Below are 24,068 nucleotides of genomic sequence, written 5' to 3' on the forward strand. Positions count from 1 at the left end.
GGCATCGCGCCCCTGTTTCAGAGTTCGTCCGCCACCAGACGGGCAATCAGCGCATGGTTTGCAGCCGGAAACTCCTCTGCAATAAGATCGCGCTGCGCTACCCAGCGCTGCGGCTGCCCCTCGCGTCCCCATGGCTCACCCTGCCACGCTTCCACCAGAAAGAAATGCAGCGTGACGCGCAGGTCATCATAGGCGTGGTCAGCCTGGCCGATTGCGGTCGCACGGGTCACCTCAATACCGGTTTCCTCCATAAGCTCACGCTTCAGCGCCTGCTCCGCACTTTCATTCTGTTCAATTTTTCCGCCGGGGAACTCCCATTTGTTTGCCATATAAGAGCTGGCTGCGCGCTGCGCAAGGAAAATCTGGCGGCTGGCATTACGGATAATGCCGACTGCGACCTGCAGGTGCTTCATAGAGTTGATCCCGCTTTATTATCAAAGTGCGCAAAGTGTAAAACAGCGCGGCGCGGATGTTAATAACCCGTCCTGAACGGCGTCATAACCGTAAAAAAAAGGAGCCCGCAGGCTCCTTTTCAGGGTCAGGCCAGACGGCCGTGACACTGCTTATACTTTTTGCCCGAGCCACACGGGCAGGGATCGTTACGCCCGGTTTTACGTTCACCACCCTGGGCGGCAAGCGCCTCGGCGGCGGCGGTTTCATCATCCACGTGACTCAGCTGCTGCTGCTGTGCCAGACGTTCAGCTTCTTCGCGACGCTGCTGCTCCATCGCTTCAACTTCTTCCGGCATCCGCACCTGAACCTTGCTCAGCGTGCTGATCACTTCATACTTCAGTGACTCCAGCATTGCCGCAAACATGGCAAAGGATTCGCGCTTATATTCCTGCTTGGGATCTTTCTGGGCATAGCCGCGCAGATGGATCCCCTGACGCAGATAGTCCATCGCCGCCAGATGCTCTTTCCACAGCGAATCCAGCGTCTGCAGCATCACGCCTTTTTCGAAGTTGCGCATCATTTCGGTGCCGACAACCTCTTCTTTCGCCGCATAGCTTTCGCTCGCGCGGGTCATGATCCGTTCACGCAGCGTCTCTTCATGCAGATCCGGCTCTTTATCCAGCCACTCAGCAACCGGCAGATCGAGATCAAAATCGGTGCGCAGACGCTCTTCCAGGCCCGGCACGTCCCACATCTCTTCCAGCGACTGCGGCGGAATATAGGTGTCGATCGTCGCCTTAAACACATCCTCACGAATGCTGTTGATGGTGTCAGACACATCAGAGACATCCAGCAGTTCATTACGCTGGCTGTAGATAGCACGACGCTGGTCGTTTGCGACGTCATCATACTCCAGCAGCTGCTTACGAATATCGAAGTTGCGGCTCTCAACCTTGCGCTGCGCGTTTGCGATCGCTTTGGTCACCCACGGATGCTCTATCGCCTCACCTGGCTTCATGCCGAGTTTGCGCATCATGTTCGAAACGCGATCGGAGGCGAAGATACGCATCAGTGCATCTTCCATAGAGAGGTAGAAGCGAGAAGAGCCGGCATCGCCCTGACGACCGGCACGGCCGCGCAACTGGTTATCGATACGACGTGATTCATGACGCTCAGTACCGATGATATGCAGACCGCCTGAGGCCAGTACGGCATCGTGACGCAGTTTCCACGCCTCTTTAATCGCCTGCACCTGCTCTTCAGACGGCGCTTCCAGCGCGGCCACTTCAGCCTGCCAGCTGCCACCCAGCACGATGTCGGTACCACGACCCGCCATGTTGGTCGCGATAGTCACCGCTCCCGGCTGGCCTGCCTGCGCCACAATATCGGCTTCGCTGGCGTGGAATTTGGCGTTCAGCACGCTGTGTTTAATACCGGCGCGCGTCAGTTCATTAGAGACCACTTCTGATTTCTCAATCGAAATAGTCCCCACCAGCACCGGCTGGCCTTTTGCCGTACAGGTACGAATATCTTCAATGATGGCATCGATCTTCTCTTTCTCGGTCATGTAGACCAGATCGGCCATGTCTTTACGCACCATCGGACGGTTAGTTGGCACCACGATAGTGTCGAGCTTGTAAATCGAGCTGAATTCAAACGCTTCGGTGTCCGCCGTACCGGTCATACCGGCCAGCTTCTCATACAGACGGAAGTAGTTCTGGAAGGTGATGGACGCCAGCGTCTGGTTCTCATTCTGGATATCCGCTCCCTCTTTGGCTTCAATAGCCTGATGCAGACCATCAGACCAGCGGCGCCCCTGCATGGTACGGCCGGTGTGCTCATCAACAATGATGACCTCACCCTCTTTAACGATATAGTCGACGTCACGCGTGAAGAGCGCGTGCGCACGCAGCGCAGCGGTGACGTGATGCATCAGCATAATATTAGTTGGCGAGTAGAGCGACTCGCCCTCTTCCATAATGCCCTGGCTGACCAGCAGCTCTTCAACCTTGACCAGGCCGCGCTCAGTCATGTGCGCCTGACGCGCTTTCTCATCGACCCAGAAGTCGCCTTCTCCCTGAAAGTTGTCAGAATCTTCTTTTTCCTGACGAACCAGGTGCGGGATGATTTTATTGACCTTGATATAGAGATCGGAGCTATCTTCCGCCGGACCCGAAATAATCAGCGGCGTACGCGCTTCATCAATCAGAATGGAGTCGACTTCATCCACCAGCGCATAGTGCAGCTTACGCTGTACGCGCTCTTCCGGGCTGAATGCCATGTTGTCGCGCAGGTAGTCAAAGCCATATTCGTTATTGGTGCCGTAGGTGATATCAGCCGCGTAAGCTTCACGCTTGGCAACCGCAGGCATGCCTGGCAGGTTGATACCGATACTCAGGCCCAGAAACTCAAACAGCGCGCGGTTGTTCTCTGCATCACGTTGTGCCAGATAGTCGTTGACGGTAACTACGTGCACGCCTTTGCCGCTCAGCGCGTTCAGGTAAGCGGGCAGCGTGGCGGTCAGCGTTTTACCTTCACCGGTACGCATCTCCGCAATGCACCGCTCATTCAGCACCATACCGCCAATCAGCTGCACATCGAAGTGGCGCATGCCAAATACGCGCTTACTCGCTTCGCGTACGGTGGCGAACGCTTCCGGGATCAGGCTCTCCAGCGCTTCGCCCTTTTCCAGACGCGCGCGGAATTCATTGGTTTTGGCTTTCAGTTCATCATCTGACAGTTTGACGAACTCAGGTTCCATCTTATTGATGACATCTACAGCTTTGCGCATGCGGCGCAGCGTACGATCGTTGCTGCTGCCAAACACTTTCGTTAACAGTTTGATTAACATGTTCAATTTTTCTCTTATCAGCCGGGATATCGCGGCCGGTTAACTCTTAAAAAGGGGAAAAGGGGGCGTAATCAGGCAACGAAAGGTCCGGCGCGGATACCATCGCTGGTAGCCTGCCAGTCAGCAACGGCATGAGCTATCGGAGAGTGATAGCAGGCGTACGGCAGTATCAGATGCGCGGGCTGCGGCTGCACAGGCGATGTCAGCAGCGCCTGCAGCGAATCAATCAGCGCCAGCTTCTGTACGGCAAGCGGCAGCGCGATTTCAGCTTCAGCTTCGGTGGCCGGTGACAGACTGAATGAGAGGTGGCGGATCACCGTGCGGATAGCGTGCTGATGCCAGTAATCGACATTAGCGCCAGGCCGGCGGGCGCTCTCCTGCAGCCGGATCAGGTGATCAAAGTGAACCACATTGCCGGTGAACAGGCTGCTGACCGGGGAGTCGCTGGCGGAAGGCTCGGCGTTTTGCGCGCAGGCAGGCAGGCCCAGACTGGCCGCCACCATCCCCAGCAGGAGATGTGGCCAGAAATAGCGCCTGCCTAATTGTCGCCAGCGTGAAAAGAGTCCGATCACAATCCGTCCGCAACGTTAATAACACATCCATGCGGCTGACATGCTGTCAGCCCGCTTATATGAGCGCCAGATAATAGCACTTATGTACGGCTTCCACAGCAGAGATCGGGCGGCTTACGGCGGATTTCACGCTTTTCGTACAGCATTTCACCAGACAGGCGGGCATTTTGCGGGCGGGCTTCCACGCCATCAGAGAGGCGAAAAAAAACGGCGGATACCGCTGACCGGAGAGAGTGTCAGGGTATCCGCCGTTCTTATGACCGGCTGTTAAGCCAGGATTAAATTAGGTGCTTTAAACGCCAGCGGCAGCTCAGCTTCATCTTCGAAGGTGGCCCACTCCCAGGCTTCCTGTTTCGCCAGGACAGCCTGCAGCAGCTTGTTGTTTAACGCATGGCCTGATTTAAACGCCGAAAAGGCACCAATCACGTTGTGACCACACATAAACAGATCGCCGATAGCATCCAGCATTTTGTGCCGTACAAACTCATCTTCAAAGCGCAGGCCATCTTCATTCAGCACGCGGAAATCATCAAGGCCAATCGCACAATCTAAACTACCGCCCAGGCACAGGCCTTTAGACTGCAGATATTCAATTTCACGCATAAAGCCAAAGGTGCGCGCACGGCTGATCTGGCGGACAAATGCCTCAGCCGAGAAGTTGAGCTGGTAACGCTGCGAGCTTGAATCGATAGCCGGATGTTTGAAATCGATAGTGAAATCGAGCGAGAAACCGTTATACGGTTTGATCTCAGCCCACTTATCACCATCTTCTACCCGTACCGCCTGCTTAACGCGTACAAATTTTTTCGCGCTGTTAAGCTCTTCCACACCTGCATCCATCAGCAGGTAGACGAAAGGTGCTGCGCTGCCATCCATAATTGGAATTTCTGGTGCATCGACTTCCACAATAATGTTATCGATACCCAGACCCGCCAGCGCGGCGTTCAGGTGTTCTACCGTTGAAATACGTACGCCTTCATCGTTCACCAGGCAGGTACTCAGCATGGTGTCGCGCACGTATTTTGCATCAGCCGGGAAATCAACCGGTGGATTCAAGTCGGTGCGACGATAGATGACCCCGGTGTTAGCCGACGCAGGGCGTAAAGTCAGCGTGACTTTTTTGCCGGTATGTAAACCGACGCCAGTCGCCTGAACAATACGTTTTAGTGTCCTTTGTTTGATCATCGCATTATCTCGCAATATTACCATCCGACCGCCAGTATAAATTACCGGCGGGCGAAGACTTTAGCACAAAGAGCGGGAAATCCCAATTATCAGCTTATTCTTAATCTGCCTGTTTACGCAGGAACGCTGGAATATCGAGATAGTCAGGCTCTTTACCGGAAGCGGCCGGCTGTTCGTTAACAACTTTCGCAGCAGGTTTCTGCTCCTGCGGCAGCGGCGCCATGCCGTGCTGCTGATAGCGGTGATCCATAACCGGTTGCGAAGCAGGTTTATTGGTCACCAGAGTGATTTCCGGACGCTTATCCATACCGATGCCGGTGGCCACGACGGTGACACGCAGCTCATCATTCATCTCTGGATCCAGTGAGGTACCGATAACCACGGTCGCATTGTCAGAAGCGAATGCGCGGATAGTATTACCGACGGTTTCAAACTCATCCAGACGCAGATCGAAGCCGGCAGTGATGTTGACCAGCACGCCACGTGCGCCAGAGAGGTCGATATCTTCCAGCAGCGGACTGGAAATTGCCATTTCAGCAGCTTCTTCAGCACGATCTTCACCGCACGCCACGCCAGAGCCCATCATGGCATAACCCATTTCTGACATCACAGTACGCACGTCTGCAAAGTCGACGTTCATCAGACCCGGACGGGTAATCAGTTCAGCAATACCCTGAACCGCACCTTTCAGTACATCGTTTGCTGCGCCAAAAGCGTCCAGCAGCGAGATACCGCGGCCCAGCACTTTGAGCAGTTTGTCATTCGGGATGGTGATCAGGGAGTCAACGTGCTTGGAGAGCTCAGCAATACCCTGCTCAGCAAACGCCATACGTTTTTTGCCTTCAAAGTTGAACGGCTTGGTCACGACAGCAACGGTCAGAATCCCGAGATCTTTAGCCACTTCAGCGACAACAGGCGCAGCACCGGTACCGGTACCGCCGCCCATACCGGCTGCGATAAACACCATGTCTGCCCCATCCAGCGCAGAACGCAGTGCTTCGCGATCTTCTTCCGCTGAGGTACGACCGACTTCCGGGTTAGCCCCTGCGCCAAGACCTTTGGTGATATTGGTCCCGATCTGGATCGTCTGGCCGACCGCTGTTTTACGTAACGCCTGAGCGTCCGTGTTTACAGCAAAGAATTCCACACCTTCGATACGCTCGCGCACCATGTGCTCTACGGCGTTGCCACCGCCACCGCCGACGCCGATGACTTTAATCACCGCGTCATTGGTTAATTCCATAGGTTCAAACATGATTTCTCTCCGTTATGTGCCTGTTCGCCTGGAGATCATAAACATTGCCAGCATGATCTCCTTTTATCAAAATTAAAACTCTTTCTTCAGCCAGCTGTTGATTCGTTTAAACCAATTGCCAACTGAAGCACGTTTTTCTGTTTCTGCGTCACCGTTCAGGTGTGACTCTTTACCATAGTGCAGCAGGCCCACCGCCGTGGAGTAGTAAGACTCCTGAGCGTAGTCGGTCAGGCCCGTAATATTCAGCGGCTGGCCGATACGCACCTGCGTATGAAACACGCGTTGTGCGCAGGCTGCCAGACCTTCAATTTGCGCCGCGCCGCCGGTTAATACAATACCGGCAGCAAGATGATGCTTCACACCCTGCTGGCGCAGCTGCTCCTGCAGTTGCAGAATCTCGTCGTTCACCAGATTCAGCAGTTCGGTGTAGCGCGGCTCAATGACTTCAGCCAGCGTCTGACGCTGCAGGCTGCGCGGCGGACGTCCGCCTACGCTTGGCACTTCTACATTCTCATCTTTGCCGACAATCGATCCCAGCGCGCAGCCGTGGCGTACTTTGATCGCCTCAGCGTCAGTAGGCGGTGTACCAAACGCATAGGCGATATCGCTGGTCACAACGTTCCCGGCATAGGGGATCACCTTGGTATGACGCAGCGCGCCGCCGGTATACACCGCGATATCCATTGTACCGCCACCGATGTCGACAACACAGACGCCCAGCTCACGTTCATCTTCTGTCAGGACAGAAAAGCTGGAAGCCAGTCCGGCAAAAATCAATTGGTCAACTTTAAGTCCGCAACGTTCAACTGCTTTTACGATATTTTTCGCCATATCGTTGTGACAGGTGATTAAATGTACTTTGGCCTGCATACGGACGCCGGATAAGCCCACCGGATTCTTGATGCCCTCCTGGTAGTCAATGGCATACTCCTGCGGGATGACATGCAGAATGCGATGCTCATCACGTACGCGCACTGATTTAGCCGTATGGACAACGTTTTCCACATCATCCTGAGTCACTTCCTCTTCGGAAATCGGAACCATCCCGATTTCGTTCTGACAGCTGATGTGTTTGCCCGATAAAGCAAGGTAGACCGACGAAATCTGGCAATCCGCCATCAGTTCCGCCTGATCGATGGCGCGCTGTACGCACTTCACCACCGATTCCAGATCGTTTACGCCGCCTTTGTCCATACCCCGCGACGGGCAGCTGCCCACCCCGATAATATTGACCATACCATCAGGCAGAATTTCTCCAACCAGGGCGGCAACCTTCGCGGTGCCAATTTCAAGTCCTACTACCAGTTTTCTGTCCGTTGCCTTGATCATTATGGTTTAGCCTGTGCCTGGTTCTGTTGCTGATTACTGTCCTGTGGCTCAATCGGTGCCGGAACCCAGCCTACTGCGGCGCCAGAGTCATAGCGTAGATCAACATAATCAACACGCTTGCTTTCATTCTGGCCCTGCAGCTGCAGCTCCGGATAGAGCTCAATAAAACGGTTCAGACGCTTCATGGTATCGCTCCGTCCCAGTTCGATGCGGATATCGTCCCCGGTGACCAGCTGCCATGAGCGACGCGCCGTCATCGACGCGACCTTCAGGGTAAACTTGCTGGCCTGGAGCACATCCCGCAGGGAGTGATAACCCGCCAGCACCTCTTTTTCACTGCCTTCCGGTCCATAGAGCATCGGCAGATTCTCTTTGCCGACATGACTGGCCGGAACGCTGAAGGAGACGCCATCGGCATCTACCATGTGCGAGTCGTTCCAGCGTGCAACCGGAACATACTCCACCAGATTTATCTTCAGCTCATCAGGCCACTGCTTGCGCACGCTGACCTGTTTAATCCAGGGTAATCGTTCAATCTGTTGCTGAATGATATCCACATTCTGCGACATAAAGGTCCCCGGGGCGCCCAGTGACAGAATCGCCTGGCGAATATCATCATGCGTGGTGTAGTGGGTTTGCCCCGTTACGACCAGCTTTGATAGCGGCAGACGTGAAGCGTCATTCATCCACTTCAGGACCACCAGGCCACCGGCTATCATGGTGCCCAGCACCAGCAGCAGAAACACAATGCCAAACAGCCGTGCGCCGTTGCTGCGCCCGGTGCGGGCTCGCTCCTGAGGTTCGCGGTTGCGTACGCGTAGCGCTGCCTGAGACATATCAGTCAGCCAGCGCCAGGATACGCGTTACCAGCTGCGGAAAGCTGTAACCCGCCTGCCGTGCCGCCATCGGAACCAGACTATGGCTGGTCATGCCCGGCGACGTATTGACCTCCAGCAGCTGAAAACGGCCTTCGCTATCGGTCATGACATCCACGCGTCCCCAGCCACTGCAGCCCAGCGACTGCCAGGCAGCCAGCACCAGCTTTTGCAGTTCAGCTTCTTTTTCTGCACTCAGACCGCTGGGACAGAAGTACTGAGTATCGTCAGAAATGTATTTTGCTTCATAGTCATAGAAAGCGCTGGCTGTTTTAATTTTAATGGATGGCAGGATTTCTTCCCCGACAATTGCCACGGTATACTCATCACCGCTTAAAAAAGCTTCAATCAGTACATCGTTGTCGTGGCGAAACGCTTCATCCAGTGCCGCTGGCAGATCGTCAGCGCGCTCAACCCGGCTGATGCCTACGCTGGAGCCTTCACAGCTCGGCTTAACAAACAGCGGTAAACTCAGCGCGTCAATAGCGGTAGCGGTCTGCGCATCGATTCCCTGCTGATACTGCTCCCGGGTCAGCCAGATAAACTTGCCTGACGGCAGTCCCCTGCCCTGCCACAGTAGCTTGCTGCGCAATTTATCCATGGTGATAGCAGAGGCCATCACGCCGCTGCCCGTGTAGGGTAGCTGCATAAAGTCCAGCACGCCCTGCAGCGTACCATCCTCACCACCGCGCCCGTGCAGCGCAATAAAGACTTTGTTAAACCCCTGCTCTTTGAGCGTCAGCACCGATACATCACGAGTATCCACACCGTGCGCATCAACGCCCATTTCCTGCAGGCCAGCCAGCACTGCGCTGCCTGAATTCAGTGACACCTCGCGCTCTGCTGAGGTGCCGCCCATTAATACGGCGACTTTATCAGCCATGACGCGCCTCCTGGTTCGGTGCAGGCTGCAGCTGGCTTTCAGCCAGCCGGCGCGCGATTTTGCCGATGTTGCCTGCGCCCTGCACAATCACTAAATCGTCACCTGACAGCAGGGGAGCCAGCGCATCCGGCAGGGCGTCATGCTCAGTCACCAGAATCGGATCGACTTTGCCGCGACTGCGAATTGCCCGGCAGAGCGAACGGCTGTCGGCACCCGGAATCGGTGCCTCTCCGGCCGGATAGACCTCCAGCATCAGCAGTACATCCACCTGGGAGAGCACGCTGGCGAAATCGTCAAACAGATCGCGGGTGCGGGTATAGCGATGCGGCTGGAACACCATCATCAGCTTTTTATCCGGCCAGCCGGCGCGCGCTGCCTTGATCGTGACATCCACTTCGGTCGGATGATGACCATAGTCGTCAACCAGCATCGCGCTGCCCGGCTTGCCGTTTACGGCAGCAGTATCAAACTCACCCAGCACGTCAAAGCGGCGACCAGTGCCCTGGAAACTCTCCAGCGCCGCGAGAATGGCCGCATCCTCAATGCCTTCCTCACTGGCGACCGCTACGGCTGCCGCCGCGTTAAGGGCGTTATGGCGGCCTGGTGCATTCAGAGTAACCTGCAGCAGCGGTTTATCATGCCGGCGCAGGGTAAAATGCCCCTGCGCACCGCGCTGCTCATAGTTCTCTACCCGTACGTCCGCATCGTCGCTAAAGCCGTAGGTGGTAATCTGGCGACCCACGCGCGGGATCAGGTCGCGGATCACGACATCATCCACACAGAGCACCGCGCGACCGTAGAACGGCAGATTGTGCAGGAAATTGATAAAGGTCTGTTTCAGGTTCTCAAAATCGCCCTGATAGGTATCCATGTGATCCGCTTCGATGTTGGTCACAATGGCGACCATCGGCTGCAGATGCAGGAAAGAGGCGTCGCTCTCATCCGCCTCAGCAATCAGGTAGCGGCTGGTACCCAGCCGCGCATGCGTGCCTGCTGCTTTTACCAGGCCGCCGTTCACAAAGGTCGGATCCAGGCCACCTTCCGCGTAGATACTGGTGACCATGGCGGTGGTGGTGGTTTTACCGTGCGTACCGGCAATGGCGATGCCGTGGCGGAAACGCATCAGCTCGGCCAGCATCTCTGCGCGGCGGATCACCGGAATACGCTGCTCGCGCGCCGCCACCAGCTCGGGATTATCCTGCGCCACCGCGGTTGACACCACGACCACGCTCGCGTCGGTGACGTTCTCCGGACGATGGTTAAAATAGATAGTCGCCCCCAGCGAAGCAAGATGCTGGGTCACCGCGTTGGGCGCCAGATCGGATCCGCTGATGTGATATCCTTCATTCGCCAACACTTCGGCAATACCGCCCATGCCGGCACCGCCGATGCCAACAAAGTGGATGTGCCGGACGCGTCGCATCTCGGGCACAATTGAACGCAGTTTTGCCAGTTGTTGTGTATTCATCGCTCTCTGTTACCTGTTTTCCTGTTCGCACCCGCATACGGATGCAGGCCTATTCATCAGGCCCGAAAATTTACTTTGCAGCGCGCGCCACTTCACGGGCAACGCGTTCGGTGGCATCCGGGATCGCAACCTGACGGGCCTGTTCAGCCATGGTCAGCAGCGTCGCGCGGTCCCACTGGCGCAGCGTCTCCGCCACCCCTTCCGCAGTAAACTGCGGCTGCTCAAAAATTCTGGCCGCGCCCGCGTTTTCCAGCGGCAGCGCATTCCAGTATTGCTGGCGATCTTTATGCTGAAACGGCACGAAAATAGCCGGCAGACCTGCCGCAGCAATTTCGCTCACCGTCAGCGCACCTGAGCGACATACCACTACGTCCGCCCAGGCGTAGGCAGCGGCCATATCGTCAATAAATTCTGTGACCTTATGCTGCGGCTGACCTGCAGCCTGGTACGCCTGCTGCACTATCGCCTGGCCGCCTCTGCCGGTCTGATGCCAGAGGGTAATGGCGTCGCCCAGTTCGGCGGCGACCTGAGGCAGCGTCTGGTTCAGGATCCGGGCGCCCTGACTGCCGCCAACGACCAGCACCCGCAGCGGACCGCTGCGATCGCGCAGGCGTTCAGCCGGCGACGGCAGCGCCAGCACATCGGTGCGCACCGGGTTGCCGACAATATCGGCTGCAGGGAACGCCCCGGGAAACGCCTGCATCACTTTGGTGGCAATTTTTGCCAGCCACTTATTGGTGAGTCCGGCGATACCGTTCTGTTCGTGGAGCACGACCGGGATACCGCAGCTCCATGCCGCCAGACCACCCGGCCCGGAGACATAGCCGCCCATGCCCAGTACCACGTCGGGCTGCCACTGTTTCATGATGCGGCGCGCCTGACGCCAGGCGTTGAAAATACGTACCGGGGCCAGCAGCAGCGCTTTGATCCCTTTGCCGCGCAGTCCGCTGATGCGGATGAAGTCGATCTCAATACCGTGTTTCGGCACCAGATCCGCTTCCATCCGGTCAGCCGTTCCCAGCCAGCGTACCTGCCAGCCCTGCTCCATCAGATGATGTGCCACTGCCAGACCGGGAAACACATGTCCGCCGGTTCCGCCAGCCATGACCATCAGCCGTTTGCTACTCATCGGGCACCTCGGGTAAACGCCTGCGCTTTCGCCAGGCGCGTTTCATAATCGATACGCAGTAAAAATACGATGGCGGTCGACATAATAATCAGACTCGATCCCCCGTAGCTGATCAGCGGCAGCGTCAGGCCTTTTGTCGGCAGCATACCGGCTGCCGCGCCGACGTTAACCAGTGCCTGGAAGCTAAACCAGACGCCAATTGAGCAGGCGAGAAAGCCGGAAAAACGCTGGTCCAGCTCAAGGGCGCGACGGCCAATCGACATCGCGCGAAAAGCGACGAAGAATACCATTAACAGGGCTAAAACCACACCGACATAACCGAGCTCCTCACCGATTATCGAGAAGATAAAATCGGTGTGCGCCTCCGGCAGATACTCCAGCTTTTGCACTGAGTTACCCAGCCCCTGCCCCCAGAATTCACCGCGGCCAAACGCCATCAGCGACTGCGTCAGCTGATAGCCGCTGCCAAACGGATCTTCCCACGGATTCCAGAACGAGGTGACGCGGCGCATACGATAGGGTTCGGCGATAATCAGCAGCACCACGGCAAAGATACCGGAGCCGATGATCGCAAGGAATTGCCACAGTTTGGCCCCCGCGAGAAACAGCATCGCCAGCGTGGTCACAAACAGCACAACCACCGTCCCGAGGTCCGGCTGCGCCAGCAGCAGTACGGCGAGGATCACCATAACGCCCATCGGCTTACAGAATCCCCAGAAGTTGTTACGCACCTCTTCCACTTTGCGCACCAGATAGCTGGCGAGATAGCAGAACAGCGAGAGCTTTGAGAGTTCCGCCGGCTGGATACGCAGCGGCCCCAGCGCAATCCAGCGCGATGCCCCGTTCACCGAGCTGCCCACGACCAGCACAATCAGCAGCATCAGCACGGACGCCACCAGCATGGCGTTGCTGTAGCGCTGCCAGAAATCCATCGGAATACGCAGGGTGACCAGCGCCATACCGAGAGCCAGCAGGATGTAAAACGCGTCGCGCTTGGCAAAATAGAAGGGATCGTCGTTCAGACGCTGTCCTACCGGCATGGAGGCGGACGTCACCATCACAAACCCGATAATAGCCAGACCAAACGTCAGCCATAAGAGCGTGCGATCGTAAAGCACCACCGGTGCGTCGTCGCCATCGCGTGCGCCCATAACCCAGTCGCGCAGACGCACGGACAGGAAACTGGCAATAGCGGTTCCGGGTATACGCATCAGCCAGACTCCTTCGCCAGTTGCGCGAAGAGATCGCCGCGCTGCTCAAAATTACGAAACTGATCGAGACTGGCACAGGCGGGAGAAAGCAGCACCATGTCACCAGACTGAGCCGCCGTTGCAATCTGTGCGACCGCCTGCTGCAGCGTTTCGGTACGTGTCGCGACCTCTGGCCGCAGCGCGGCCAGCGCATCGCCATCGCGGCCATAACAGAACAGGCGGATATTATCGCCCTGCAGATAACGCGCCAGCGGTGAGAAATCCGCGCCTTTGCCGTCGCCGCCGAGCAGCAGCCAGAGCGTGCCCGCTACCTGTAATCCCTGCAGCGCCGCTTCGGTACTGCCAACGTTGGTGGCTTTGGAATCGTTGACCCAGCGCACTCCGCGCGCTTCATGTACTAGCTGGAAGCGGTGCGGCAGACCGCTATAGGTCGTCAGCGCTTTCAGGCTCGACGCGCGCGGGATAGCCACTGCATCTGCCAGCGCCAGCGCAGCCAGCGCGTTAGTGTAGTTGTGCTGCCCCACCAGCTTCATCTCAGCGGTGTTCAGGATCTTTTCACCCTGGGCGCGCAGCCAGGTACTGCCCTGCTGCCGGGTCAGATGATAATCGCCCAGGTCGACACCAAAGCTGATACAGCGCCGATCGGCGCCGCGCACTGGCATAGTCATGCCATCATCGGCATTAACGACACAAATCGCCGCGTTTTCATAAATACGTAACTTGGCGGCGCGATACTGCTGCATGCCCAGCGGATAGCGATCCATATGATCTTCCGTCACGTTGAGGATCGTGGCAGCTGCTGCTTTCAGACTGTGTGTGGTTTCCAGCTGAAAGCTGGAAAGCTCCAGTACATAGAGCTGCGCAGGCGATTTCAGCAGCGTCAGCGCCGGCAAGCCGATGTTGCCACCCACGCCCACCGCCCAGCCTGCTGCGCGGGCCATTTCGCCCACCAGCGTAGTGACCGTGCTTTTACCGTTGGAGCCGGTGATGGCCACAACCGGCGCCTGCGCTTCGCGGCAGAAAAGCTCAATATCCCCCACGATCTCAATACCAGCGTCCGCTGCTTCGCTCAGCGCCGGGTGCGCCAGCGCAATGCCGGGGCTGGCGACAATCAGATCGGCGGCCAGTAGCCAGTCGCTGTTGATACTGCCGGTATGACACGCTACCTGCTCCGGCAGCTTATCCAGGCCTGGCGGTGAGAGACGGGTATCCATGACGCGTGGCGTAACGCCCTGTCCCAGGAAGAAATCGACACAGGAGAGGCCGGTAATACCCAGCCCGATAATGACAACGTTTCTGCCCCGATAGTCAGCCATGATTAACGCACCTTCAGCGTAGCCAGGCCAATCAGCACCAGCATCAGCGAAATAATCCAGAAGCGCACGATAACGCGCGGTTCCGGCCAGCCCTTGAGTTCATAGTGGTGATGAATAGGCGCCATGCGGAAAATACGCTGGCCGCGCAGTTTAAAGGAGCCGACCTGCAGGATCACCGACAGCGTTTCAACCACAAATACGCCACCCATAATCACCAGCAGAAACTCCTGACGCAGCAGCACCGCCAGCGTGCCCAGCGCGCCGCCCAGCGCCAGTGACCCGACGTCACCCATGAAAACCTGTGCCGGATAGGTGTTAAACCACAGGAACCCGAGCCCGGCCCCGACAATCGCGGTGCAGACAATAACCAGCTCACCCGCGTGACGCAGATAGGGGATATGCAGATATTCAGCAAACTTCACGTTGCCGGTTGCCCAGGCGACCAGCGCAAAACCGGCAGCGACAAACACCGTTGGCATAATTGCCAGGCCATCAAGACCATCGGTAAGGTTCACGGCGTTGCCGGTGCCCACAATGACAAAGTAGGCCAGCACCACATAAAACAGACCCAGCTGCGGCATCACATCTTTAAAGAAGGGCACCACCAGCTGCGTGGCAGGCGTATCTTTGCCAGCCACAAACAGCGCAAATGCCACGCCGAGTGAGATCACCGACATCCAGAAATATTTCCAGCGCGCGATAAGCCCTTTGGTATCTTTGCGCACCACTTTACGGTAGTCGTCAACAAAGCCAATGGCGCCAAAGCCGAGCAGTACCACCAGTACACACCATACATAGGGATTGGAAGGGTAAGCCCACATCAGTACGGAGATGGTGATTGATGTCAGGATCATGATGCCGCCCATGGTCGGCGTGCCGCGTTTGCTAAAGTGCGACTCCGGGCCATCATTACGTACCACCTGGCCAATCTGCAGCTTCTGCAGCCAGGCGATCAGGCGCGGTCCCATCCATAATGAGATAAACAGAGCGGTCAGCAGGCTGACAATGGCGCGAAACGTCAGATAGGAAAAGACGTTAAAACCGGAATAAAATGCGACCAGATGTTCGGCCAGCCAGACTAGCATGTTCCTTTCTCCTTCAGTCCCTGTACTACCTGCTCCATGGCGGCACTACGTGAACCTTTAACTAAAATAGTGATCTCAGGATGCTGCGCGAGCAGCGCCTGCAGATGGGCGATCAGCGCGGCTTTGCTGGCAAAATGCTGGCCTCTGCCGCTGCTGTCGCTGATAAAGTGGCTGAGATGGCCGGTGCTGAGTACGGCATCCACGCCGGCAGCCTGTGCTGCGGCGCCCACCTGACGGTGGCACGCTTCCGCTTCCTCACCCAGCTCGCCCATGTCGCCCACCACCATAACGCGGAAGCCGGGCATCTCACCCAGCACCTGCGCGGCGGCCGTCATCGACCCCACGTTTGCGTTATAACTGTCATCCAGCAGCAGCTGTGTCGCCGAGAGACGCACCGGGAAGAGGCGTCCCGGCACCGGCTGCAGCATTTTCAGGCCGGACTGGATGGCGGTCAGCGGCGCGTCGACCGACAGGGCCAGCGCCGCGGCGGCCAGCGCGTTGGCAATATTATGGCGGCCCGGCAGCGGCAGCTCGATAGCGATATCTCCGCGCGGCGTGTGCAGCGTAAAGCAGGTCACGTCAGGCCGCAGTACGATATCGCTGGCGCGAAACTCCGCATCAGTCAGCGGCTGCGGCGAAAAGTGCCACAGCGTTCTGCCGGCAAAATAGGGCTGCCAGTTAGCGAGATCGTGACTGTCGGCGTTTACAATCGCCGTGCCGTGCAGCGGTAAACCGGCAAAGATTTCGCCTTTGGCTTTCGCTACGCCTGCCAGTGAACCAAAACCTTCGAGATGCGCCGCTGCAAGATTGTTGACCAGCGCGGTCTCCGGCTGTACCAGCGCCGTGGTGTAGGCGATTTCGCCCTGGTGATTAGCACCAAGCTCAATCACCGCGTACTGATGTGCCGCGGTCAGACGCAGCAGCGTCATCGGCACGCCGTAGTCGTTATTCAGGTTACCGGCGGTGTAGAGCGTTTCGCCACACTGGCGTAAAATCGCCGCCGTCATCTCTTTTACTGAGGTTTTACCCGATGAGCCGGTCAGCGCCACGACGCGCGCGGTCGACTGCTGACGTACCCAGGCACCAAGCTGGCCGAACGCAATGCGCGTATCCGCCACCACCACCTGCGGCAGCGCAACCGGTAACTGCCGGCTCACCAGCAGCGCCTGTGCCCCGCTGTTCATCGCCTGCTCAGCAAAGTCGTGCGCGTCAAAACGCTCACCCACCAGCGCCACAAACAGGCAGCCTGCGGTGACTTTACGGGTATCGGTCGTGACTTCATGCAGGGTCGCATCGCTGCCGTGCAGCGTACCGCCGCTGATGTCAGCCAGCGTTTGCAGCGTAATCGGGATCATGCCATTACTCCCAGCAGTCGGGCGACGGTGTCGCGGTCCGAGTAATCGAGACGACGATTGCCGATAATCTGATAATCTTCATGGCCCTTGCCGGCGACCAGCACGATATCTTCAGCTTTTGCCTGCATCACGGCGCTGGTCACCGCCTGCGCCCGGCCAGGCACGACGCGTGCGCGACCCGGATCGAGCAGTCCGGTCAGAATATCGTCCACAATCGCGGCGGGATCTTCGCTGCGCGGATTGTCATCGGTGATCACCACCACGTCAGCAAACTGTTCAGCAATCGCCCCCATCAGCGGACGTTTGCCTTTGTCGCGGTCGCCGCCGCAGCCGAATACGCACCAGAGCTGGCCCTTACAGTGAAGGCGCGCCGCTTCCAGCGCTTTCTCCAGCGCATCCGGGGTGTGCGCGTAATCCACCACAACGGTGGCTTTGCCCGCTGCACTGAAGACTTCCATGCGTCCGCATACCGGCTGCAGGTCTGCAGCGGTTGCCACTAAACTCTCCAGCGGATAGTCCATCGTCAGCAGCGTAGCCAGCGCCAGCAGCAGATTGCTGACGTTAAAGGCGCCCATCAGGCGGCTGTCAAAAGAGCCATCTCCCCAGCTGGAGCTGAAGCGCACGCGTGCGCCACCGTCGTGATACGCGACTTCAGTGGCATGGAGCCAGCGCCCGTGCCAGCCGGATGGCAGGTTGTTTGCCATGGTTACCGCGACCGCATCGGGCAGCTGCTGCAGCCAGCGATAGCCGGTCTCATCATCAGCGTTGATGATTGCGTCACCGATCTGATGTTCAGAAAAGAGCAGCCACTTGGCTGACTCATAGCTTTGCATGTCACCGTGGTAGTCGAGATGGTCGCGGCTCAGATTGGTAAATACCGCCGCAGCAAACGGCAATGCCGCCACGCGGTGCTGTACCAGGCCATGCGACGAGACCTCCATCGCTGCCAGGGTCGCGCCCTGCCCCACTAAGTCGTGCAGGATATGCTGAACCTCAACGGCCGAGCCGGTGGTGTTCTCTGCTGGCAGCAGCTGGCCATACAGGCCGTTACCCACGGTACCCATCACCGCGCCCGTTTCGCCCAGCAGGTTAGCCCACTGTGCAATCAGCTGGGTGGTGGTGGTCTTGCCATTCGTCCCGGTAACGCCTGCCAGCTTCAGCTTGCTGCCCGGCTGCTGATAAAAGCGTCCCGCCAGCGCGGAGAGGCGCTGCGGCAGCTGCGCCAGATAGATCACCGGCACGCCGTGCAGTTCACGGATATCGCCGTCACTGGCCTCGCCTTCCGCTTCGGCAATCACGGCGGCAACGCCCTGCGCAATGGCCTGCGGGATAAAGCGCCGGCCATCAGCATGATGGCCCGCTACGGCGATAAACAGATCGCCGGCCGCCGCCGCGCGGCTGTCCAGCGTCATGTCACGAAGGGGACGCGCCGGCGCGCCGGCCACCCAAGGGGCCAGTAAATCGCGCAGGTTACGATCTGTCACTTGATGCCTCACTTCTGTTCTTCACTAATTCGTTTTTATCCACGACAGGCAGTGCGTCCGGCTCAATATTCATGGTGCGCAATACGCCGCCCATGATGGCGCCAAACACCGGCGCAGAGACTGCACCGCCATAATATTTACCGGCCTGCGGATCGTTAATCACCACGACCAGCGCAAAACGCGGCTGGCTGGCTGGTGCCACACCGGCGGTGTAGGCGATATACTTATTGACGTAGCGGCCATCGGGACCGACCTTTTTCGCGGTGCCGGTTTTAATCGCAATGCGATATCCTTTGATAGCGGCTTTTACCCCACCGCCGCCAGGCAGTGCCACGCTCTCCATCATATGCATTACCGTTCTGACCAGGTTCTCCGGAAAGACGCGCTCACCTGCAACCGGCGGATCCACTTTGGTAATGGAGAGAGGACGATTGATACCGTAGCTGCCAATCGTTGCGTAGACTCGCGCTAACTGTAACGGCGTTACCATTAGCCCGTAGCCGAAAGAGAAGGTGGCCCTCTCTATGTCAGACCACCGTTGTTTTTGAGGGTATAAGCCACTGCTTTCCCCGACCAGCCCCAAATTGGTCGGTTTACCCAGTCCAAAGCGCGCGTAAGTATCTACTAGCGCTGAGGAGGGCATCGCTAACGCCAGACGTGAAACCCCGACGTTACTCGACTTCTGTAAGACCCCGGTCAGGGTCAGTTCGTTATAGCGCGCCACATCTTTGATCTCATGACCGTTTACGCGGTATGGCACGGTGTTCAGTACACTGTTCTCTTTCACCACCCCACGCTGCAGCGCAGTCATCACCACCATGGGCTTCACCGTTGAGCCCGGCTCAAAAATGTCGGTGATGGCGCGGTTACGCATGACATCTTTTGGCGTATTGCTGAGGTTATTCGGGTTGTAGGCAGGGCTGTTTGCCATTGCCAAGACTTCGCCCGTGCTGACATCAACCAGCACCGCCGTGCCCGACTCTGCTTTGTTAAAGGCGACCGCATTATTGAGCTCGCGATAGACCAGCGCCTGCAGCCGCTCATCAATACTCAGCGTCAGATTGTGTGCGGCACGGCTGTCGACCGACGAGATATCTTCAATGACGCGCCCGAAGCGATCTTTACGCACCGTACGCTCGCCTGGCGCGCCCGTCAGCCATTTGTCGAAGCTTTTCTCAATCCCTTCGATGCCCTGTCCGTCAATGTTGGTGAAACCAATCAGATGCGCGGTGACCTGACCGGCCGGATAGTAGCGGCGCGACTCCTGGCGCAGATAAATACCCGGCAGCTTCAGTTTTTTCACATAGTCGCCAATGGCCGGATTAACCTGACGCGCCAGATAGATAAAGCGTCCTTTGGGGTTGGCGTTGATGCGCGCGGCCAGCTGATCCAGCGGGATCGACAGCGCATCTGAGAGCGCTTTCCAGCGGCTATCAAGGGTGACGCCGCCGTGACCAATCAGCTCTTTGGGATCGGCCCAGATAGCATTAACCGGTACGCTGACCGCCAGCGGACGCCCGGCGCGGTCGCTGATCATGCCGCGTGCCGTCGGCACCTCCTGCACGCGCAGCGAGCGCAGATCGCCCTCTTTAACCAGCCGATCGGGCTTGATCACCTGCAGCCAGGCGACGCGCGACAGCAGCCCGCCCAGCGCGAGTAAAATACAGCCGCACAGCAAAGCAAAACGCCAGCTTACAAAGCTGGCCTTATCTTCCTGTTTTTTTAACTTCAGCGTTTTGCCTGCGCCGCTCATTGAGGTCTGCGATTCCTTATTTCTGCACCACAATATTTTCCTGAGAAGGATCAACGTGCCGCAGCTGCAGCTTATCGGTTGCGATCCGCTCTACCCGGCTGTGATCGCCAAGCGCGTTCTCTTCCAGAATCAGGTTGCGCCATTCGATATCCAGCGCATCGCGCTCCAGCACCAGCTGTTCACGCTGCGCCGTTAGCAGGCGCGTTTTGTGCGTTGTGGTCACGACCAGTACCGAAGAGACCAGTACGGCAATCAGCAACAACACCGGGATCTTGCCAAAGCGCAGCAGGTCTCCGCCGATGACGCCGGGGAGACTGTGCCGCTCATTGCCAATCATGGCGCGGTCCTTTCAGCAATACGCAGCACCGAGCTGCGCGCGCGCGGGTTTTCCCGCACCTCTGCTTCGCCCGGAATGAGCTTGCCCAGCGTTTTCAGCTCGCGTCCGCCCAGCGCTTTCAGCTGGCTTTCCGTCATCGGAATTCCCGCCGGAACCTGCGGACCACGGCTTTGATCGCGCATAAAACGCTTCACCAGGCGATCTTCAAGAGAGTGGAAGCTGATGATGGATAAACGGCCACCCGGAGCCAGAACAGAAAGCGCGCCTTTGAGTGCGGTATCAATCTCTTCCAGCTCACTGTTGATCCAGATACGAATAGCCTGAAAGCTGCGCGTTGCCGGGTGCTTAAATTTATCTTTTACCGGCGTCGCGGCGGCAATGACTTCAGCCAGCTCTTTTGTGCGCGTCATCGGCTGCTCCCGATTGCGCTCTGTAATGGCGCGTGCAATGCGCTTCGCGAAACGCTCTTCGCCGTATGTTTTCAGCACAAAGGCGATATCAGCTTCTTCTGCCTGCAGCAGCCATTCAGCGGCAGAGTGACCCCGCGTGGGATCCATGCGCATGTCCAGCGGCCCGTCGCGCATAAACGAAAAGCCGCGCTCGGCGTCGTCCAGCTGCGGTGAGGAGACGCCCAGATCCAGCAGGACGCCACTGATTTTCCCGGTCAGCCCGCGCGCGTCGACATAGTCTGCCAGCGCTGAGAAAGGACCGTGCACAATAGAAAAGCGCGGATCGTTAATCTCAGCGGCGGCCGCAATTGCCTGCGGATCGCGATCGATGGCCAGCAGCTGTCCATTTTCGCCAAGCTGCGAAAGGATCAGGCGTGAGTGGCCACCGCGACCAAAGGTGCCGTCAATGTAAATGCCGTCTTCCCTGATATTAAGGCCGTTTACCGCCTCATCCAGCAGCACCGTGGTATGTTTAAAATTTTCCTGCATAGCTATAGCGATAAGTCCTGCAACCGCTCAGATAGAGGTTCCTGAGCTGAATGTTCTGCGTCAATATCATCCCTGACTTGTTGATACCAGGTCTGTTCATCCCACAATTCAAACTTGTTGAACTGCCCAACCAGCATCACTTCTTTTTTCAGTCCCGCATGCTGCCTTAAGGTATTTGCCAGCAGCAGCCGGCCTGCACTATCCATCTGGCATTCGCTGGCATGTCCGAGCAGCAGACGCTGTACGCGTCGCTCTGCCGGATTCATACTGGATAAGCGAGCCAGTTTTTTCTCAATAATTTCCCATTCGGGCAGGGTATAAAGCAGCAGGCAGGGCTGATGCAGGTCGATAGTAGAGACCATCTGACCCTGAGACTCTGCGAGCAGTAATTCGCGATAGCGCACCGGAACCGCTAACCGCCCTTTACTGTCGAGATTGACTAACGTTGCCCCGCGGAACATGCCAGCCTGACTCCTCAGCTACCGTTTTCACCACTTTATCCCACTTTTTACCACGAAACGAGTTTACGGAGCCGATGAAAACATTGTCAAGCCGCAACGGCAGGTGAATATCACTCTTTACATCCCGGAAAAATAAGCGGAAAGCGAAATAAAAAAGCGTGCGGAATGGCAAAGCAAAATTAAACCGATGAATAACAGTATAAAAATATCTGCTTACTTCAGACATGATTAAATTTGATTCAGATTTGGCTTAAGTACAGCAGCGCAGGGTTATGCGACAGCGGCGGCATTTTAGGGGATTTCTGAACGGAAGCCCAGCGCAAGCGCTTGGTGGCAGGGATTAAAAATGACTAACTTTTATCCAGCAGGATTAAATTGCTCGCTGTTTTGTGAAAATTAATGGCTGTTATTTACGCTTTTTTACGTCAGATAATTAATTGCCCGCCAGATAGTGAATAAATGGCGGGCATCATCGCGTCCGCTAACTCATTTTGTCAGGCGGCTTAACTGGCCACGATGAAATAAGTTACGGCGAATGCGCGTTAATCCGGGTTTGGGTTTGCGCGGCTCATCAAGAGACGCCAGCACCAGTTCCAGAACCCGCTCTGCAACGTCGCGATGACGCTGTCCCACCGCCAGTACCGGACAATCAAGGAAATCGAGTAATTCGTGATCGCCAAACGTGGCGATCGCCAGATCTTTTGGCAGCCGCCCTTCTCGTTTCAGCGTGACATCCATTACGCCCTGCAGCAGACCAAATGATGTGGTAAAAAGCGCATCAGGCATGGGATTTTCGTCCAGATAACGCTCAAACAGGGCAGCGGCGGCCGCGCGATCAAAACTGTTGCAGTAGAGGTAACTGACTGAACGCTCATCATCCTGCCAGGCTTCGCGGAAGCCCATTTCACGCAGAAAACTCACGGAAAGCTCCGGTAGCGCGCCCATAAACAGTACGTTTTTCACCGGGAGCTGACGCAATTCAGCCGCCAGCGCGCGCGCATCATCCTGATCGGCACCGACAACGCTGGTAAAGTGCTCACGATCCAGCGCGCGATCCAGCGCGACAATCGGCAGCGGATCGTTTATCCAGCGCTGGTAGAACGGGTGCTCCGGCGGCAGCGAAGTGGAGACGATGATTGCATCGACCTGACGCTGCAGCAGATGCTCGATACAGCGCATCTCGTTATCAGGCTGATCTTCTGAACAGGCGATAAGCAGCTGATAGCCGCGCTGGCGCGCCTGACGCTCCAGATAATTAGCAATACGCGTATAGCTGGTGTTTTCGAGATCGGGGATCACCAGTCCGATAGAGCGCGTGCGCCCTGCACGCAGGCCGGCAGCGACCGCATTGGGGTGGTAGTTATACTCGCGTACCACCGCCATCACTTTCTCAACCGTTTTGTCGCTGACACGATACTGCCGCGCTTTACCATTGATCACATAGCTGGCGGTGGTACGCGAGACGCCGGCCAGACGCGCAATTTCATCCAGTTTCACGATAACACCTTCATGTCGATAAGCCAGAGCTGGCGGAGATATCCGCAACGTAGCTGTGGATAAAATCTTTGTTACATCTAACCGCAGAAAACCGGCCTGAGCAACCGCTTTTCATCAGCAAACAAAGCTGGCGCATAAAATAAAAAAACCCGGCATTACGCCGGGTTAGAGTAAAGTGCAGTGATAACAGAGCGGGATTAACGCATGATGCGCTCGCCGCGTGATACGCCAACGATACCTGAACGTGCCACCTCAACAATCTCTGCTACTTCGCGTACGCTGTTGAGAAACGCATCCAGCTTGTCGCTGGTGCCTGCCAGCTGAACCGTGTAAAGCGTCGGTGTGACATCAACAATCTGTCCGCGAAAAATCTCCGCGCTGCGTTTCACTTCTTCACGGCCATAGCCGCTGGCCTGAATTTTGACCAGCATGATCTCACGCTCAACGTAAGCGCCCTGCCCCAGTTCAGTGACGCGCAGTACATCCACCAGCTTATGCAGCTGCTTCTCAATCTGCTCAATCACTTTTTCATCGCCCACGGTCTGAATGGTCATGCGCGACAGAGTAGGATCGTCGGTGGGCGCAACGGTCAGGCTCTCAATGTTATAACCGCGCTGGGAGAAAAGTCCGACCACGCGGGATAACGCGCCCGACTCATTCTCCAGCAGCACCGATAGAATACGACGCATAA

Annotated in this window: 21 protein-coding genes; all 21 read right to left on the reverse strand. The window is 57.1% G+C overall.

Features of this window, described 5'->3' with window-relative positions; all coding sequences use genetic code 11:
• Positions 1–17 precede the first annotated feature (17 nt).
• Positions 18–413, reverse strand: a complete 396-nt coding sequence (gene mutT / locus C1Y41_RS12195; RefSeq protein ID WP_039382599.1) for an 8-oxo-dGTP diphosphatase MutT — start codon at positions 411–413, stop codon at positions 18–20.
• A 125-nt stretch (positions 414–538) separates the two neighbouring features.
• Positions 539–3,244 (reverse strand): preprotein translocase subunit SecA, encoded by a 2,706-nt coding sequence (secA, locus tag C1Y41_RS12200; protein WP_104085538.1) that lies wholly within the window; start codon positions 3,242–3,244, stop codon positions 539–541.
• Positions 3,245–3,315: 71 nt separating this feature from the next.
• Positions 3,316–3,816, reverse strand: a complete 501-nt coding sequence (secM, locus tag C1Y41_RS12205; RefSeq protein WP_104085539.1) for a secA translation cis-regulator SecM — start codon at positions 3,814–3,816, stop codon at positions 3,316–3,318.
• A gap of 267 nt (positions 3,817–4,083) precedes the next feature.
• Positions 4,084–5,001 (reverse strand): UDP-3-O-acyl-N-acetylglucosamine deacetylase, encoded by a 918-nt coding sequence (gene lpxC / locus C1Y41_RS12210; RefSeq protein WP_104085540.1) that lies wholly within the window; start codon positions 4,999–5,001, stop codon positions 4,084–4,086.
• 100 nt (positions 5,002–5,101) lie between these two features.
• Positions 5,102–6,256: a cell division protein FtsZ gene (gene ftsZ, locus C1Y41_RS12215; RefSeq protein ID WP_039382590.1), complete on the reverse strand. Its 1,155-nt coding sequence runs from the start codon at positions 6,254–6,256 to the stop codon at positions 5,102–5,104.
• A gap of 72 nt (positions 6,257–6,328) precedes the next feature.
• Positions 6,329–7,585 (reverse strand): cell division protein FtsA, encoded by a 1,257-nt coding sequence (gene ftsA / locus C1Y41_RS12220; protein ID WP_039382588.1) that lies wholly within the window; start codon positions 7,583–7,585, stop codon positions 6,329–6,331.
• Positions 7,585–8,421, reverse strand: coding sequence for a cell division protein FtsQ (gene ftsQ, locus C1Y41_RS12225; RefSeq protein ID WP_071669074.1), 837 nt, complete (start codon positions 8,419–8,421; stop codon positions 7,585–7,587). Before ftsQ ends, ftsA begins: the two co-directional genes overlap by 1 nt.
• A 1-nt stretch (position 8,422) precedes the next feature.
• Positions 8,423–9,343, reverse strand: a complete 921-nt coding sequence (locus tag C1Y41_RS12230; protein WP_039382584.1) for a D-alanine--D-alanine ligase — start codon at positions 9,341–9,343, stop codon at positions 8,423–8,425.
• A complete protein-coding gene (gene murC / locus C1Y41_RS12235) occupies positions 9,336–10,811 on the reverse strand; it encodes a UDP-N-acetylmuramate--L-alanine ligase (RefSeq protein ID WP_104085541.1) in 1,476 nt (491 codons plus the stop codon). Before murC ends, C1Y41_RS12230 begins: the two co-directional genes overlap by 8 nt.
• A gap of 70 nt (positions 10,812–10,881) precedes the next feature.
• Positions 10,882–11,940 carry an undecaprenyldiphospho-muramoylpentapeptide beta-N-acetylglucosaminyltransferase gene (murG, locus tag C1Y41_RS12240; RefSeq protein ID WP_039382580.1) on the reverse strand — a complete coding sequence of 353 codons (1,059 nt, stop codon included), beginning with the start codon at positions 11,938–11,940 and terminating at the stop codon, positions 10,882–10,884.
• Positions 11,937–13,151, reverse strand: a complete 1,215-nt coding sequence (gene ftsW, locus C1Y41_RS12245; protein WP_039382578.1) for a cell division protein FtsW — start codon at positions 13,149–13,151, stop codon at positions 11,937–11,939. Before ftsW ends, murG begins: the two co-directional genes overlap by 4 nt.
• Complete coding sequence (gene murD / locus C1Y41_RS12250; protein ID WP_071669075.1) at positions 13,151–14,467, reverse strand: UDP-N-acetylmuramoyl-L-alanine--D-glutamate ligase; 1,317 nt, start codon at positions 14,465–14,467, stop codon at positions 13,151–13,153. The genes ftsW and murD overlap by 1 nt, the downstream gene beginning before the upstream one ends.
• A 2-nt stretch (positions 14,468–14,469) precedes the next feature.
• Positions 14,470–15,552, reverse strand: a complete 1,083-nt coding sequence (gene mraY / locus C1Y41_RS12255) for a phospho-N-acetylmuramoyl-pentapeptide-transferase (protein ID WP_039382574.1) — start codon at positions 15,550–15,552, stop codon at positions 14,470–14,472.
• A complete protein-coding gene (murF, locus tag C1Y41_RS12260) occupies positions 15,546–16,907 on the reverse strand; it encodes a UDP-N-acetylmuramoyl-tripeptide--D-alanyl-D-alanine ligase (RefSeq protein WP_104085542.1) in 1,362 nt (453 codons plus the stop codon). The genes mraY and murF overlap by 7 nt, the downstream gene beginning before the upstream one ends.
• A complete protein-coding gene (gene murE / locus C1Y41_RS12265; RefSeq protein ID WP_039382570.1) occupies positions 16,904–18,391 on the reverse strand; it encodes a UDP-N-acetylmuramoyl-L-alanyl-D-glutamate--2,6-diaminopimelate ligase in 1,488 nt (495 codons plus the stop codon). The genes murF and murE overlap by 4 nt, the downstream gene beginning before the upstream one ends.
• The gene (locus C1Y41_RS12270) at positions 18,378–20,144 is read right to left on the reverse strand and encodes a peptidoglycan glycosyltransferase FtsI (RefSeq protein WP_039382568.1); all 1,767 of its coding nucleotides are present in this window, start codon (positions 20,142–20,144) and stop codon (positions 18,378–18,380) included. Before C1Y41_RS12270 ends, murE begins: the two co-directional genes overlap by 14 nt.
• Positions 20,145–20,160: 16 nt before the next feature.
• Complete coding sequence (gene ftsL / locus C1Y41_RS12275; protein WP_039382567.1) at positions 20,161–20,481, reverse strand: cell division protein FtsL; 321 nt, start codon at positions 20,479–20,481, stop codon at positions 20,161–20,163.
• Complete coding sequence (gene rsmH, locus C1Y41_RS12280; protein WP_039382565.1) at positions 20,478–21,419, reverse strand: 16S rRNA (cytosine(1402)-N(4))-methyltransferase RsmH; 942 nt, start codon at positions 21,417–21,419, stop codon at positions 20,478–20,480. Before rsmH ends, ftsL begins: the two co-directional genes overlap by 4 nt.
• A 2-nt stretch (positions 21,420–21,421) precedes the next feature.
• Entirely contained in the window at positions 21,422–21,880 is a 459-nt protein-coding gene (mraZ, locus tag C1Y41_RS12285; protein WP_039382563.1) for a division/cell wall cluster transcriptional repressor MraZ, read from the reverse strand.
• Between the two features lie 486 nt (positions 21,881–22,366).
• A complete protein-coding gene (cra, locus tag C1Y41_RS12290; protein WP_039382560.1) occupies positions 22,367–23,377 on the reverse strand; it encodes a catabolite repressor/activator in 1,011 nt (336 codons plus the stop codon).
• Between the two features lie 197 nt (positions 23,378–23,574).
• Complete coding sequence (gene ilvN / locus C1Y41_RS12295; protein ID WP_039382558.1) at positions 23,575–24,066, reverse strand: acetolactate synthase small subunit; 492 nt, start codon at positions 24,064–24,066, stop codon at positions 23,575–23,577.
• Between the last annotated feature and the right edge of the window lie 2 nt (positions 24,067–24,068).

This window comes from Pantoea sp. ICBG 1758, assembly GCF_002928325.1.
Lineage (GTDB): Bacteria > Pseudomonadota > Gammaproteobacteria > Enterobacterales > Enterobacteriaceae > Pantoea > Pantoea eucrina.

Bases quoted from the DNA above. Each gene is read 5' to 3' on its own strand.
- mutT (WP_039382599.1), bottom strand. From the start codon at position 413: ATGAAGCACCTGCAGGTCGCAGTCGGCATTATCCGTAATGCCAGCCGC.
- secA (WP_104085538.1), bottom strand. From the start codon at position 3,244: ATGTTAATCAAACTGTTAACGAAAGTGTTTGGCAGCAGCAACGATCGT.
- lpxC (WP_104085540.1), bottom strand. From the start codon at position 5,001: ATGATCAAACAAAGGACACTAAAACGTATTGTTCAGGCGACTGGCGTC.
- ftsZ (WP_039382590.1), bottom strand. From the start codon at position 6,256: ATGTTTGAACCTATGGAATTAACCAATGACGCGGTGATTAAAGTCATC.
- ftsA (WP_039382588.1), bottom strand. From the start codon at position 7,585: ATGATCAAGGCAACGGACAGAAAACTGGTAGTAGGACTTGAAATTGGC.
- ftsQ (WP_071669074.1), bottom strand. From the start codon at position 8,421: ATGTCTCAGGCAGCGCTACGCGTACGCAACCGCGAACCTCAGGAGCGA.
- C1Y41_RS12230 (WP_039382584.1), bottom strand. From the start codon at position 9,343: ATGGCTGATAAAGTCGCCGTATTAATGGGCGGCACCTCAGCAGAGCGC.
- murC (WP_104085541.1), bottom strand. From the start codon at position 10,811: ATGAATACACAACAACTGGCAAAACTGCGTTCAATTGTGCCCGAGATG.
- murG (WP_039382580.1), bottom strand. From the start codon at position 11,940: ATGAGTAGCAAACGGCTGATGGTCATGGCTGGCGGAACCGGCGGACAT.
- ftsW (WP_039382578.1), bottom strand. From the start codon at position 13,151: ATGCGTATACCCGGAACCGCTATTGCCAGTTTCCTGTCCGTGCGTCTG.
- murD (WP_071669075.1), bottom strand. From the start codon at position 14,467: ATGGCTGACTATCGGGGCAGAAACGTTGTCATTATCGGGCTGGGTATT.
- mraY (WP_039382574.1), bottom strand. From the start codon at position 15,552: ATGCTAGTCTGGCTGGCCGAACATCTGGTCGCATTTTATTCCGGTTTT.
- murF (WP_104085542.1), bottom strand. From the start codon at position 16,907: ATGATCCCGATTACGCTGCAAACGCTGGCTGACATCAGCGGCGGTACG.
- C1Y41_RS12270 (WP_039382568.1), bottom strand. From the start codon at position 20,144: ATGAGCGGCGCAGGCAAAACGCTGAAGTTAAAAAAACAGGAAGATAAG.
- ftsL (WP_039382567.1), bottom strand. From the start codon at position 20,481: ATGATTGGCAATGAGCGGCACAGTCTCCCCGGCGTCATCGGCGGAGAC.
- rsmH (WP_039382565.1), bottom strand. From the start codon at position 21,419: ATGCAGGAAAATTTTAAACATACCACGGTGCTGCTGGATGAGGCGGTA.
- mraZ (WP_039382563.1), bottom strand. From the start codon at position 21,880: ATGTTCCGCGGGGCAACGTTAGTCAATCTCGACAGTAAAGGGCGGTTA.
- ilvN (WP_039382558.1), bottom strand. From the start codon at position 24,066: ATGCGTCGTATTCTATCGGTGCTGCTGGAGAATGAGTCGGGCGCGTTA.